The organism is Ornithinimicrobium avium (genome assembly GCF_003351765.1).
GTDB classification, from domain to species: Bacteria; Actinomycetota; Actinomycetes; order Actinomycetales; family Dermatophilaceae; genus Ornithinicoccus; species Ornithinicoccus avius.
Window position 1 is genome coordinate 3,763,789 of the sequence record NZ_CP031229.1, and the last position, 13,169, is coordinate 3,776,957.

The window sequence follows — 13,169 nt, forward strand, 5'->3', positions numbered from 1 at the left end:
CTCCCGGTCAGGAAGGACGCCCTACGCTGGTCGGGTGAGCGAGCCCGACCCGACCCCTGCCGTGACCGGAGAGGTGACGGGGCCCCAGCGGGTGACCGCGCCGGACCTGAGGGAGACCCGCAGGGTCGGCGGCCGGGTCTGGCGCCTGCGTGCCGCGCGCGTGGTGCGCGGCGTGTCCCCGCCGACGATGGCTCTGGGCCTGCGACTCGGGGCCGACGACGTGTCCCAGCGGCACGCCCGCTCGGTCATCGACCTCGCGCTGCGGGTCGGGGAGGCGATGCTGTCGACGGGCGCGTCCGCAGCGGACTGCGTGACCAACCTGCTCCGCCTCATGCACGCCTACGGCGTGCGCTCGGCGCACGTCGACGTCACCTTCACCTCGATCACCGTCTCCATCCACCGCGGCCTGGACGAGGACCCGCTGTCGGTGATGCGGGTCATCCCCGGGCGTGCCCCGGACTACACGCGGCTGGAAGGTGTGCAGCGGATCGTCGACGAGGCGGTGCACGCGGCCGAGTCGGGCACCGACCTGCGCGACATCGAGGACGCCAGGCGCGAGCTGGACGCGGTGCTGCGTGCGCCCCACCCCTACCGGCGGTGGGTCGTCACGCTCGGCGCGGCGCTGCTGGCCGTCGGCGTGGTCATGCTCTTCGGTGCCAAGCCGGGCATGTGGCTGGTGGCGGCCGTGTCCGCCGCGGTGGTCGACCGCGTCCAGCGCGTCATGTACGGCATCCGCCTCGCCGCCTTCTTCGCCCAGGTGGTCAGCGCCGCGGTCCCGACCTTGTTCGCCCTGGCGCTCTACGCGGCGGCCGCCAACGGCATCTCCGTCCCGGGGGTGGACAGACCCTCGCTGGTCGTCATCTCCGGCATCGTGATGCTCCTCGCCGGTCTCGGCGTGATGGGGGCTGCCCAGGACGCCCTGGACGGCTACTACGTCACGGCCGGCGCACGGGGGATGGAGGTCATCATGATGACCATCGGCATCGCGGTCGGTGTGGCCCTCGTCATCGGGTTCGCGCACCGGTTCGGCATCCCCATGGAGGCCTCGCCGATCGTCGCGGTGGGCGGCACGCCGCTGCAGAGCGCTGCCGGCGCCGTGCTCATCGCGCTCGGGTTCTGCCTGGGCACCTACACCGGTCGCCGCACGACGCTCGTGGCGGTGCTCGTCGCCGTGTTCGGCTGGCTGGTCTTCGAGCTCGGGCTGGCACTGGGGCTGGGGGCGGTCTCCAGCACCGCGCTGGCCTCGGCACCGGTCGGCGCGCTCGCGTATGCCGTGCACCGCCGGCTGCGGCTGCCCGAGCTGGCGGTCGGCACGGCCGGCGTCGTCGCCCTGCTCCCCGGGCTCGCGGTCTACCGCGCCATCTACCTGATGCAGGAGGGCACGCCGGCGGTCGTCGGCGGCGCGGTCACCCACTTCGTCACCGCCGTCTCCACCGGCGTCGCGCTGGCCGCCGGGCTGTCGATCGGCGGCTACCTGGCCCGCCGTCGCCTCGGGCTGGACCGCGCGGCGCAGCTGGCCCGCCGCCGCTCGGAGAGCCGGTACGTCTCCGGGTGACCCCCTGTCAGCCGGTCCAGGACCAGGACCCGAGGATCTCGTCCAGCAGCGGCGCGGTCTGCTCGGCCTGGCTCTCCACCGCGGAGAACGTCACGACGTAGAGCTTGTCGTCGTGGTTGATCCACCGCTGCACCTGGTGCACCTGCGTGTCCTTGACCTCGCGCACCAGCGTGTAGCCCGGGGCGTCCTCCCCGTCGACATCGATGGCGTCGAGCAGCTCGTAGTCCCCGTCCTTGCCCGCGAGCTCCTTGGCCGCGTCCGCGACGGACGCGGTCAGGTTCTTGACCGACTTCTCCGTGGTGACCACCACGTTGGTGAAGAAGTCGTCCACCCGCTCGGTGTCCTTGGCGGCCAGCAGGACTCCCTTCTCGTCCAGCATGTCGATCGCGTCCTCCCAACCGCCCGGGACCTCGACCTCGAAGCTGCCGTCCGAGGACTCCAGGGAGGTCGGCGAGGACGTCTCGTCGGCCGGCTCCTCGGTCTTCTGCTCGGCGTCCGCAGTGGTCGGGGCCCCGTCCGGTGCCGCCGTGGTGGCCGTCGCGGAGTCCGCGGTCGTGGGCGCCGCGTCGGTGGAGGAGCTGGTCGTCTCCTCGTGCGTCGGGGCCTCCTCGGCGCACCCGGACAGGGTGGCCACGGCCAGCGCGGTCGCCAGTCCGGCGGCAGCCAGCCGGCGGGTGGTCGGCGTCGTCAGGGTCATGCAGCTCCCTCGGGGTGCTCCGCCTCCGGTCGGTCCGGAGGTCGTGTCTCGTCTCGGTGGTCCAGTATGCCGCCTGCGTCGCGGCATACCGTGTGCCCATGGCCTTCCCTGACCCCGACGCGGTCGTCGACCTGCACACGCACTCCTGCCACAGCGACGGCACGGAGCCGCCCGGGACCGTGGTGCGCCGCGCCGCAGCGGCCGGTCTCGACGTCGTGGCGCTCACCGACCACGACGTGGCGACGGGGTGGGACGAGGCCGACCGGGCCGGCCGTGAGGCTGGGGTGGTGGTCGTGCCGGGCATCGAGGTGTCCTGCAGCTGGCGGGGGATCTCGGTCCACCTGCTCGCCTACCTGCCCGACCCCACGGACCAGGCGTTGGCGGGCGAGCTCGCCGCGAGCAGGCTCAGCCGGGACACGCGCATGCGGGCGATGGTGGAGCGGGTGGCCGCCGACGGCTACCCGGTCAGCTACGAGGAGCTCGTCGCGCTGGCGGGGGAGGGCGCCACGCTCGGACGGCCCCACCTGGCGGACCTGCTGGTGAGCAGGGGCGTCGTCCCGGACCGGGACGCCGCCTTCGTCGACATCCTCTCCTCGCGCAGCCGCTACTACGTCGCCCACGCCGCGCCCGACCCCGTGCGGGCGACCGAGCTGGTCGTCGGGGCCGGCGGGGTCGCCGTCATGGCGCACCCGTTCGCCGGTGGGCGCGGACGCACCGTCGACGACGACGTCGTGGCTCGGATGGCGCAGGCCGGGCTGGCCGGGCTCGAGGTGGACCATCGTGACCACGAACCGGACGAGCGCGCGCACGCAGCCGACCTCGCGACGAGGCTGGGTCTGCTGCGGACGGGGGCCTCGGACTACCACGGTGCGGGCAAGCCGAACCGGCTCGGGGAGAACACCACCTCGCCCGCCGTGCTCGGGCAGATCCTGTCGCGTGCCTCGGGGACGGCGCTGCTGGGGGCGGCCCCTCGCTGAGGCCGGTGCCCGTCGCGGGGCCCGGTTCAGTCGGTGCTGCCCTGGGAGGCGCTGCGCACACGCGTGGTGCGGCGACGGCGCCGGCCCTGGCCACCGCCGGAGCCCGCCTTCGCGGAGCTGGCCTCCTCCTTCGGCGCGCTGCCGTGCCCCGGGCTGCCGGCACCGCCCCGGCGGACGCTGCCCTGGCTACGGCCGCCCTGACCGCGGCCCCCTCCGTGACCGGAGGCGCGGCGTGGCTCCCGCCCACCGAGGTCCTCCAGCTTCTCGCCCGAGAGTCCCTCGTGCGTGCGGGCCGAGCGGGGCAGGGTGCCGCGTGTCCCCTCGGGGATGCCCATCTGCGCGAAGAGGTGGGGGCTGGAGGAGTAGGTCTCCTCCGGCTCCGGGTAACCCAGGTCCAGGGCCTTGTTGATCAGGCCCCACCGCGGCATGTCGTCCCAGTCGACGAAGGTGACCGCCACACCGGTCTTGCCGGCCCGGCCGGTGCGCCCGATCCGGTGCAGGTAGGTCTTCTCGTCCTCGGGGCACTGGTAGTTGATGACGTGGGTGACCGACTCGACGTCGATGCCGCGGGCCGCCACGTCGGTGGCCACGAGCACGTCGACCTTGTCGTTGCGGAAGGCGCGCAGCGCCTGCTCACGGGCCCCCTGTCCGAGGTCGCCGTGGATGGCGGCGGCGGCGAACCCGCGCTCGCTCAGGTCGTCGGCCACCTTGGCGGCCGTCCGCTTGGTGCGGGTGAAGACGATGGTGCGGCCCCGGTCCTCCGCCTGCAGGATGCGTGCGACCATCTCGACCTTGTCGAGGGCGTGCGCGCGGTAGACGAACTGCTCGGTGGCGGCCACCGTGCGGCCCTCGCCGTCCTCGCTCATGGCCCGGATGTGCGTGGGCTGGGTCATGTACTGGCGGGCCAGCGACACGACGGCGCCCGGCATGGTCGCGCTGAAGAGCATGGTGTGCCGACCGGCCGGCGTGAGCGCGAGCAGCTTCTCGACGTCGGGGAGGAAGCCCAGGTCGAGCATCTCGTCGGCCTCGTCGAGCACGACCGTCCGCGCGTGGGCCAGGGTCAGGTGGCCCTTGGCGGCGAGGTCGAGCAGGCGGCCGGGCGTGCCGACGACCACCTCGACGCCCTTGTTCAGGGCCTCGATCTGCGGCTCGTAGGCACGGCCGCCGTAGATGGTCAGCACCCGGATGCCGCGGTGCACACCCGCCCTGGCCAGGTCGCCGGACACCTGGCCGGCCAGCTCACGGGTGGGGGCGACGACGAGGGCCTGCGGGGCTCCGGGGGCGGTCAGCTGGGCGAAGCCCGCGTCGCCCGGCGCGACGACGTTGTGCAGCAGCGGCAGTCCGAAGCCGAGGGTCTTGCCTGTGCCGGTCTTGGCCTGGCCGATGATGTCGTGCCGGGAGAGCGCGACCGGCAAGGTCATCGCCTGGATGGGGAAGGGGTGGGTGATCCCGCTGTCCGTGAGCCCGCGGACGAGGTCGGGGTGAAGGCCGTAGTCGGCGAAGCTCGTGACGGTTTCCTGCATGGGTTCTCTTCCGATCGGTCGGGCTGGGCCGGGCACGCGGTATGGCGTGCGCGGGCTCGCGCGGGCCGATCGGAGAAGTTCTCGGGGTGGTCGGGCGACGCGCCCGACCAGAAGCAACCGCAGCGGATGCGGCCGACCGGTCACCGGTGAACCCCTCAAGGGTAGCGGTTCGGAGGGCCGCAAGCACCATCACACATCGACGGCGCGCCGTCCCGGTCGGGACGACGCGCCGTCGGCGGTAGCTGCAGAACTGGTCAGCGAGTCACCGCGCGGTCGCCACGACCGGTGATCGAGCCGTAGATCAGCACGGCCACGATGGCGAAGACCGTGCCCAGGATCAGGCCCCAGAAGCTGAACTGGGCCCCGGAGGTGCCGAGGAACTGGGCGCCGATCCAGGAGCCGACGAGCGAGCCGATGGCACCCAGCAGGACGGTCATCCCGGCGGAGATGTTCTGACGTCCGGGCAGGATGAGCCGGGCCAGCGGGCCGACGATGCAGCCGACGATGAGCGAGACGATGATGGTCGTGATCATGTGAGTCTGACCTTTCGGGTGTGGAGGGCAGGGTGACTGCTGTCCCCTGCCGGGCGCGCAGACCTCGGTGCTGCGCGCGCCTGTACAAACGTCCACATATTACGGCCGTTCGGCGCTCAGGGCGAACCGACGCGCCACCGCGGCCGGTCGGCGGGGGCGGACGCGGTCAGTGCGACCCGAAGCCGACCCGACCTTTCTCGGGGGAGCCGATCTCCACGTAGCCCAGCGCGGCGGCCGGCACCAGGACGGTGCCGCCCTTGTCGTCCTGCAGCTCGATGAGGGCGGAGCCGGAGGACAGGGCCTCGGCGATCAGCGAGCGCACCTGCTCGGGCGTGCTGTCCGACTCGAAGGTCACCTCACGGGCGACGTCCCGGACTCCGATGCGGATCTCCACGCGATCTCCTTCACTTGTGGGGCTGAACTTTCCCACGAGCCTAGCCCGCGGTGCGGTCCGTGTCGGCGCCCGCCCGGGGCGCAGCCGGCTCGGAGGACTGGGGGACGGCGCCCATGCCCCGCCAGCTCAGCGTGCTGACCAGCTCCACCGCGTGCTCGAGGGGGATCGTGGAGCCGCTCTCCACCCAGTGCCGCGCCGCCGACTGGGCCATGCCGACCAGCGTGCTCCCCAGCAGCACGCACTCCCCCCAGCTCAGCTCGGTCTCGTCCTGCAGAACCCTCCCGATCGCTTCGCCGCATCTCGTCTGAGCGCTCTCCAGGAGCGGGGCCACGGCGGGGTCGGTCCCCATGTCGGAGCTGAACACGAGCGGGTAGCCCGATCCCGGTCGGTCGACGAACGCGAAGAAGCCGTGCAGGCAGGCCCCGATCCGCGCGCCGTTGTCCGCGGTGGAGTCCAGCGCGGACTCGATCGTCTCCACGATGTCGTCGCAGACGCGCGCGGCCAGCGCGACGTAGAGCTCGAGCTTGCTGTCGAAGTGCTGGTAGAGGACCGGCTTGGAGACCCCGGCCCGGTCGGCGATGTCGTCCATCGCGGTCGCGTGGTAGCCCTTGTCCGAGAACGAGGCGAGCGCGGCCTCCAGCAGCAGCGCTCGGCGTTCGTCGCGGGGCAGGCGGACACGTGCCTCGCGACCGCGGGTCGTGCGTGTCGTCACCGGCGCTCCTTGTCTCCGTTGCCGCACATCCTAGGGGTCGGTCCCGGCGTGTCGCAGGGCGCGTGTGCCCCGGGGACGGCATGAACAGGCTCCCGGGGCGTCCCCGGGCCGCGGGTGTGTCGGGGGCCGGTGATGTGATGGGGAACATGACGGAGGTAGACGGCGACGGTTCCGGGGCCCTCACCTGGTTGCCCGACCCGTGGCAGGAGCGGGTGGTCGCGCACCGGGGGGGCGTCCTGCTCGTGCTGGGAGCCCCTGGCACGGGCAAGACGACCACGGTCGTGCGGCACGTGCAGCAGCGGATCCTGCAGGACCACCTGCACCCTGACGCGTGCCTCGTCCTGGCGCCCACGCGGCAGGCGGCCGCCAGGCTGCGGACCGCCGTCGGGCGGGGCCTGGGCCGCACCTTCGTCGAGCCGCTGGCCAGGACCCCGTCGTCGCTGGCCTTCTCGGTGCTGAGGCTGGCCGCGGTGGCGTCCGGCGAGCCGTTGCCACGGTTGCTCTCCGGTGCCGAGCAGGACGTGGTCCTGCGCGAGCTGCTGTCCGGGCACGCTGCCGGTGCCGCCACCGCACCGGACTGGCCGGAGCACCTGGGCGCGGCGCTGCCCACGGCGGGCTTCCGCGACCAGCTGCGCGACCTGCTCATGCGAGCGGTCGAGCACGGGCTGGAGCCTTCCGACCTGCGGGGCCTGGCGAGCGAGCACGGACGGCCCGAGTGGGACGCGGCCGCCGATGTGCTGCAGGAGTACGACGAGGTGACGGCCCTGTCGGAGCCTGGCGCCTACGACCCGGCCTGGATCTGCACCGCCGCCGCGGACGTGCTCGAGGACGACCCCGACCTGCTGGACGCCGTGCGCGGACGCCTGCGGGTCCTCGTCGTCGACGACGCTCAGGAGCTGACCGCTTCCGCCGCCCGGCTCGTCGCGGTCCTGCGTCCGCCGACCGCGGACGTGCTGCTCGTCGGCGATCCGGACTCGGGCGTGCTCGGGTTCCGCGGGGCGGTCGCCGACCGCTTCGTCGGACTCGGCCAGGAGCTGCACCGTGCTCCGAAGCCCCGGCTGTGGGCCGATCCGGACGCGCCCGGCAGGAGCAGCGAGGTGCCGCGGGTGCTCCTGGGGCGGCGCTACGGCGGCGCGCGCCTCTCTGACGTCGTCGCCCGGGTCGCCGACCGCATCGGCACCACGGTCGGTGCCGCCCACCGCCACGTGGAGACGGTGCGCCCGGCTGGTCGCGCGCACCTCGGCGAGGGGGACGGCGGCACCGTCCGGGTAGCGGTGGCGCGCAGCCGCGCTCAGGAGGCCGCCCACGTCGCCCGGGTGCTGCGCGCCGCCCATCTGGGACAGGGGGTGCCCTGGGCGGAGATGGCCGTGGTCGCCCGCTCCGGCGCCCAGCAGGACTCGGTGCGCCGGGCGCTCGCGGCTGGCGGGGTCCCGGTGCGGGTCGACCGGGCCGGCCTGCCGGTCGGTCAGGACCCGGCCGTCGCCCCCCTGCTGCTCGCCTTCGACGTCGTCACCCGCGACCCCGGGTCACCGTGGGCCGTGACGCCGGAGGAGGCGGTGGAGCTGGTGACCAGCCCGCTCGGTGCGGTGGACCCGGTGCACCTGCGTCGCCTCCGTCGCCGGCTGCGCGGCGAGGAGCTCGCCGCCGGTGGTGGCCGCGCCGCCGGTGAGGTCCTGGCCCACGTCGTGTCCGACGCCGGCCTGCGCGCCACGACGCCGGCGCAGCTGCACCCGGACCTGGCACCGCTGGTGCGGGTCGGGCGGGTGCTGGACGCCGGGCGCGCCGCGCTCGACCGGGAGCCGCGCGGAACGGCCGAGGACGTGCTCTGGGCGCTCTGGGAGGCCAGCGGCCTGGCGACGCTGTGGCGGGAGCAGGCGCTGGGGGGCGGGCCGCTGGGGGCCCGTGCCGACCGCGACCTGGATGCAGTCCTGGTGCTTTTCGGAGCGGCCGAGTCCTACGTGGAGCGACTGCCCGGCAGCCGACCCCGTGGCTTCCTCGACCACGTGCGCAGCGCGGAGGTGGCAGCTGACACGCTGGTGGCCGGCGCGCGCGCCGAGGCGTCGGTGGAGGTCCTCACGCCGCAGTCCAGCGCCGGTCGGCGTTGGCGCGTCGTCGCCGTGGTGGGCGTCCAGGACGGTGTGTGGCCGGACCTGCGGCTGCGGGACACGCTCCTGGGTTCGGAGTCCCTCGTGGCGGCGCTGCGCGGTCGTCCCGTGGACGGGCCGGAGGCGGTGCGCGCGGCGCAGGGACAGGTGCGCTCGGACGAGCTGCGCCAGTTCCACGTCGCGGTCAGCAGGGCCACGGAGCTGCTGCTGGTCTCCGCGGTGGCCAGCACCGAGGACCAGCCGTCGGTGCTCCTGGACCTCGTGGACCCCCGCCACCGGGACCGTCCTCCGGTCGAGGTCCCGCCGCCCCTGACCTTGCGGGGGCTGGTCGGGCAGCTGCGGCGGGAGGCGGTCGCCTCCCAGCGGGTCGGGGACACCGCCCGCAGGGACGCCGCGGTCGAGACACTGCTCGTTCTGGCGGACGAGGACGTCGTGGGTGCCGACCCGGGACGGTGGTGGGACGTCCGCGAGGTCTCATCCTCCCGGCCGGTGACTCCCGAGGGGCCGGTCCCGGTCTCGCCGTCGAGGGTCAAGGCGTATATGGAGTGCCCGCTGCAGTGGTTCCTCACCTCGCGCGGGGCCGAGTCCGGCGACGTCGTGCGGGCCGACATCGGCACGCTCGTCCACGACGTGGTCGCGACCCGGCCCGAGGCCGGCATCGACGAGCTCACCGCGGAGCTGGAGCGGCGCTGGCCGGAGCTCGGTCTGCCGGCCAACTGGGTCGCCGAGCGCAGCCGGCTGCGGGCACGCGAGATGATCGTCCGCTACGGCCGCTACGTGGAGGAGTCTCGCGCCGCCGGCCGCTCGCTGGTGGGCACCGAGATCGGCTTCTCGGTCACGGTGCGGCCCGACCCGTCCAACGACGACAGCCCAGCCGAGGGCACGCGCACCGCGCGGCTGCGCGGCCAGGTGGACCGGCTGGAGTCGGACGCCGACGGCGCCCTCGTCGTGCTCGACCTCAAGACCGGTGGCACGAAGCCGGCGGCGGCCGAGATCGCCCGGCACGCCCAGCTCGGCGCCTACCAGGTCGCCGTCCAGGAGGGTGCCTTCGAGGACCTGGCGCCTGGTGCAGGCAGCGGCGGCGCCCAGCTGGTTCAGCTCGGGACCGGCAGCCGGCCACCGACCACCCAGGCGCAACCGCCGGTCGACCAGGACGAGGACCCGGGCTGGGCCCGGACGATGCTGGTCGCGACCGCCACCGGGATGGCCGGGGCGACCTTCGACGCGCGCATCGGCGACGCCTGCCGGCACTGCTCGGCCCGGTTCAGCTGCCCCCTCCAGCCCGAGGGCCAGGAACGGTGACGGGCAGCACGCGGCCCGCCGCCAAGCCGCCGGGCGTGCCCGTGACGACGCACCCACCGGCTCCGACGAGGTCGCGCTACAGCGCCTCGGAGCTGGCGCACGCGCTCGGCACGCCGCAGCCGACAGCCGAGCAGTCCGCCGTGGTCGAGGCGCCCCTGTCGCCGACCGTCGTCGTGGCGGGCGCCGGGTCCGGAAAGACCGAGACGATGGCCTCGCGCGTGGTCTGGCTGGTCGCCAACGGGCACGTGCACCCCTCCGAGGTTCTCGGGCTCACCTTCACCCGCAAGGCGGCGCTCGAGCTCGGCGAACGCCTGACCGGCAAGCTGAGGCTGCTGAGCGAGGCCGGGCTGTGGAGCCCGGAGGACGATGCGGACGACGAAGACATGGGCCGGGACGCGTTCGACCTGCCCACCGTCTCCACCTACCACGCCTACGCCGGTCGCGTGGTCAGCGAGCACGGGCTGCTGCTCGGGGTTGAGCCGGACGCGCAGCTGCTGTCCGAGGCAGCCTGCTGGCAGCTCGCGCACGACGTCGTGACGGCCCACGACGGTGACATGTCGCAGATGCCCTATGCCGAGTCCACGGTCGTGCGCGCCGTCCTGGGGCTGGCCGGGGAGCTCGGCGAGCACCTGGTCGACCCGGAGGAGGCGCTCGCGTGGGTCGAGCGGGTCGCCGCGCGCGTCGGGGGCCTGCCTGGGCGGGACGGCGGTCGCCCGAAGGCGGTCGGGCGCAACACCGCGGCGGCGCTGCGCGCCCAGGCGCTGATCTACCCGCTCGTCGAGCGCTACCGTGCCGCCAAGGACGCCAGGGGCGCGCTCGACTTCGGCGACCAGATGGCGCTGGCCGCGCGGCTCGCGCGGGACGTCCCCGCCGTGGGTGGGGCCGAGCGCTCGCGCTACCGGGCGGTGCTGCTGGACGAGTTCCAGGACACCTCGGAGGCCCAGATGGTCCTCATGAGCTCGTTGTTCGCCGGCGAGGACCTGCCGGTGACGGCCGTCGGCGACCCGCACCAGTCCATCTACGGCTGGCGCGGGGCCAGCGCCGGCACGCTCACCCGCTTCCCCCGCGAGTTCACGGTTCAGGGACGACCGGCCGCCGTGCTCAACCTCAGTCTCTCGTGGCGCAACGACCGAGACGTGCTCGCCGCGGCCAACGCGGTGGCCGCGGACCTGCAGGCCACCACCCGCATCCCCGTGGAGATGCTGCGCGCCGGCCCCGCCGCGGGCGGGGGCACGGTGGAGGCGGCGCGGCTGCTGGACCACGTCGCCGAGGCCGAGCACGTCGCCGACTGGGTGCGCGAGCACTGGGGCGGCCCCGGGGTCGGCACCGCGGCGGTCCTGTGCCGCGCCCGGGCACAGTTCCCGGTCCTCGTCGACGCGCTGCGCCGGCGTGGCCTGCCCGTCGAGGTGGTCGGCCTCGGCGGGCTGCTCGACACCCCCGAGATCCTGGACCTGGTGGCACTCCTCTGGACCGTCCAGCACCCGAGCAGGGGGGACCAGGTCATGCGGTTGCTGACCGGACCTGTCTGCCGCCTCGGTGCCGCGGACGTCGACGCGCTGTGGGCGTGGGCGCGCGAGCAGGCCCGCCCCCCGGCGGGCTACGAGCACCTCGGCCGCGAGCACGCGCCGCTGCTCGCCGAGTCGCTGGACCACCCGCCCCCGTCCGGCTGGGTCGACCCCGAGGGTCGTCACCTCGGGCCCGAGGCGCAGGCGCGCGTCGCCTGGCTCTCCGGGGTGGTGCGCCGACTGAGGTCCCTCGTCGGGTTGCCGCTGCCCGACCTCGTCATCGAGGCCGAGCGGCTCCTGGGGCTCGACCTGGAGGTCGCGGCCGACCCGGACCTGCACCCGTCCTGGGCACACGCGCAGCTGGACGCGCTCGCCGACGTCGCTGCCGGGTTCGCTGCTGCTGCCGACCGGGTCAGCCTCGGTGGCTTCCTCGACTGGCTCGACGCCGCCCGGCAGCACGAGCGCGGCCTGGAGGAGGCGGAGGTCCCCGAGCTGGCCGAGGTCAGCGTGGACACCTCCGCGGTCCAGGTGCTCACCGTCCACGCGGCCAAGGGCCTGGAGTGGGACCTCGTGGCCGTTCCCGGGCTGGTGGAGGGCACCTTCCCGGCGGGCGGGTCCCCCGCCAAGGCGGGCGGGGGAGAGTGGGTCGTGGGCGAGCGTCGCGACAAGACGTGGCTCACCGGCATCGGCAGGCTGCCGACCCCCCTGCGGGGAGACCGGGAGGACCGCCCGGACCTGGGCTGGGCCTCGGTGACGGACACCCACGAGCTCGAGGACGAGCTGGACCGGGTCTACCGCGAGGGCGGGGTCTACGCCGTGCGCGAGGAGCGTCGCCTCGCCTACGTTGCGTTCACGCGGGCCCGGCACCGGATGCTGCTCACCGCCCCGGTCTGGTCCACGGGCAAGCGGCCGCGCGTGACCTCGCGCTTCCTGAAGGACGTCATGACGGCGCCCGGGTCGCCGGTGACCGTCCGCACGTGGGTGCCGATGCCAGACCCGGACGACGCCGTGGCCTGTCAGAACCCGCGGCTCGCGGAGGAGGAGACCGCCCCGTGGCCGGTCGCGCCCTCGGACCGGCGCCGAAACGTGCGGGACGTGGCGACGGCCCTGGTGTCGGCGCGCGCCGCCGGGACCCCCGTCAGATCGGGTGAGGGACCCTGGGGCGACGTCGTCCGGCAGCTGCTGACCGAGCGGGCGGAGGCGCGGCTGGCGAGCCCCGGCGCCCGCATCCCGGAGCACCTGTCGACGTCGGCCGTCGTGGACCTGGCGGGTGACCCGGCGGGCTTCCGCGCGCGGCTGCGCCGACCTCTGCCGACCCCGCCGGCGGCCCACGCCCGGCTGGGCACCGCCTTCCACGCCTGGGTCGAGCAGCACTATGCGGCCGCTGCTCTCGTCGACCTGGACGAGCTGGTCGCCGGGCACCCGGAGGACCACCCGGAGGAGGAGCTCGAGGTGCTCCAGCGCCACTTCCTCGCCAGCCCGTGGGCGGACCGGGTGCCGCTGGAGGTCGAGGTGGCGGTGGAGACCACCCTGGCCGGTCGTAGCGTCCGGGGCAGGCTGGACGCCGTGTTCGAGGACCTCGACGGCGGCGTCACCATCGTGGACTGGAAGACCGGGCGGCCCGGAACCGAGCAGCAGCGGTCGCAGCGGGCCCTCCAGCTCGCGGTCTACCGGCTCGCCTACGCCCGGCTCACCGGGCGCGAGCCCGCTCTCGTGCGAGCGGCCTTCTTCTTCGCTGCGACCGGGGAGACGGTGCGGCCCAACATGCCGGACGAGCGAGAGCTGGAGGAGCTTCTGTCCGCCCTGACCGACGACGCACCGTCGGAGCCGGCGACGACGCCGGGACGGAACCACCGGTAGCGCCGC

The 13,169-nt window shown here is 74.4% G+C and carries 9 protein-coding genes; 4 read left to right on the forward strand and 5 right to left on the reverse strand.

Annotated elements, in window-relative coordinates:
* Positions 1 to 34: 34 nt before the first annotated feature.
* On the forward strand, positions 35 to 1,555 hold the full coding sequence (locus DV701_RS17400; protein ID WP_114930216.1) for a threonine/serine exporter family protein: 1,521 nt from the start codon (positions 35 to 37) through the stop codon (positions 1,553 to 1,555).
* A gap of 7 nt (positions 1,556 to 1,562) precedes the next feature.
* On the opposite strand, the gene DV701_RS17405 is transcribed toward DV701_RS17400, so the two are convergent.
* Positions 1,563 to 2,252 (reverse strand): hypothetical protein, encoded by a 690-nt coding sequence (locus DV701_RS17405; protein WP_114930218.1) that lies wholly within the window; start codon positions 2,250 to 2,252, stop codon positions 1,563 to 1,565.
* A 98-nt stretch (positions 2,253 to 2,350) separates the two neighbouring features.
* Here DV701_RS17405 and DV701_RS17410 point away from each other — a divergent pair, with 98 nt between their 5' ends.
* Positions 2,351 to 3,229, forward strand: coding sequence for a PHP domain-containing protein (locus DV701_RS17410; protein ID WP_114930220.1), 879 nt, complete (start codon positions 2,351 to 2,353; stop codon positions 3,227 to 3,229).
* A gap of 26 nt (positions 3,230 to 3,255) precedes the next feature.
* Here DV701_RS17410 and DV701_RS17415 read toward each other — a convergent pair whose 3' ends face one another.
* The 4 genes from DV701_RS17415 to DV701_RS17430 all read right to left on the reverse strand — a co-directional run bounded on the left by DV701_RS17415 (position 3,256) and on the right by DV701_RS17430 (position 6,391).
* Positions 3,256 to 4,752, reverse strand: a complete 1,497-nt coding sequence (locus tag DV701_RS17415; RefSeq protein WP_114930222.1) for a DEAD/DEAH box helicase — start codon at positions 4,750 to 4,752, stop codon at positions 3,256 to 3,258.
* 254 nt (positions 4,753 to 5,006) lie between these two features.
* Positions 5,007 to 5,285: a GlsB/YeaQ/YmgE family stress response membrane protein gene (locus DV701_RS17420; protein ID WP_202863579.1), complete on the reverse strand. Its 279-nt coding sequence runs from the start codon at positions 5,283 to 5,285 to the stop codon at positions 5,007 to 5,009.
* Positions 5,286 to 5,451: 166 nt separating this feature from the next.
* Entirely contained in the window at positions 5,452 to 5,679 is a 228-nt protein-coding gene (locus tag DV701_RS17425) for a DUF3107 domain-containing protein (protein ID WP_114930224.1), read from the reverse strand.
* A 40-nt stretch (positions 5,680 to 5,719) separates the two neighbouring features.
* A complete protein-coding gene (locus DV701_RS17430) occupies positions 5,720 to 6,391 on the reverse strand; it encodes a TetR/AcrR family transcriptional regulator (protein ID WP_162803112.1) in 672 nt (223 codons plus the stop codon).
* Positions 6,392 to 6,537: 146 nt separating this feature from the next.
* Between DV701_RS17430 and DV701_RS17435 the strand changes: the two genes are divergently transcribed.
* Both DV701_RS17435 and DV701_RS17440 read left to right on the forward strand, forming a co-directional pair.
* Complete coding sequence (locus tag DV701_RS17435; RefSeq protein WP_114931341.1) at positions 6,538 to 9,798, forward strand: ATP-dependent helicase; 3,261 nt, start codon at positions 6,538 to 6,540, stop codon at positions 9,796 to 9,798.
* On the forward strand, positions 9,795 to 13,163 hold the full coding sequence (locus tag DV701_RS17440; protein ID WP_228255101.1) for an ATP-dependent helicase: 3,369 nt from the start codon (positions 9,795 to 9,797) through the stop codon (positions 13,161 to 13,163). The genes DV701_RS17435 and DV701_RS17440 overlap by 4 nt, the downstream gene beginning before the upstream one ends.
* Positions 13,164 to 13,169: the final 6 nt, after the last annotated feature.

Coding starts and splice junctions, on each gene's coding strand:
- DV701_RS17405 (WP_114930218.1), bottom strand. CDS start 2,252: ATGACCCTGACGACGCCGACCACCCGCCGGCTGGCTGCCGCCGGACTG.
- DV701_RS17410 (WP_114930220.1), top strand. CDS start 2,351: ATGGCCTTCCCTGACCCCGACGCGGTCGTCGACCTGCACACGCACTCC.
- DV701_RS17415 (WP_114930222.1), bottom strand. CDS start 4,752: ATGCAGGAAACCGTCACGAGCTTCGCCGACTACGGCCTTCACCCCGAC.
- DV701_RS17420 (WP_202863579.1), bottom strand. CDS start 5,285: ATGATCACGACCATCATCGTCTCGCTCATCGTCGGCTGCATCGTCGGC.
- DV701_RS17435 (WP_114931341.1), top strand. CDS start 6,538: ATGACGGAGGTAGACGGCGACGGTTCCGGGGCCCTCACCTGGTTGCCC.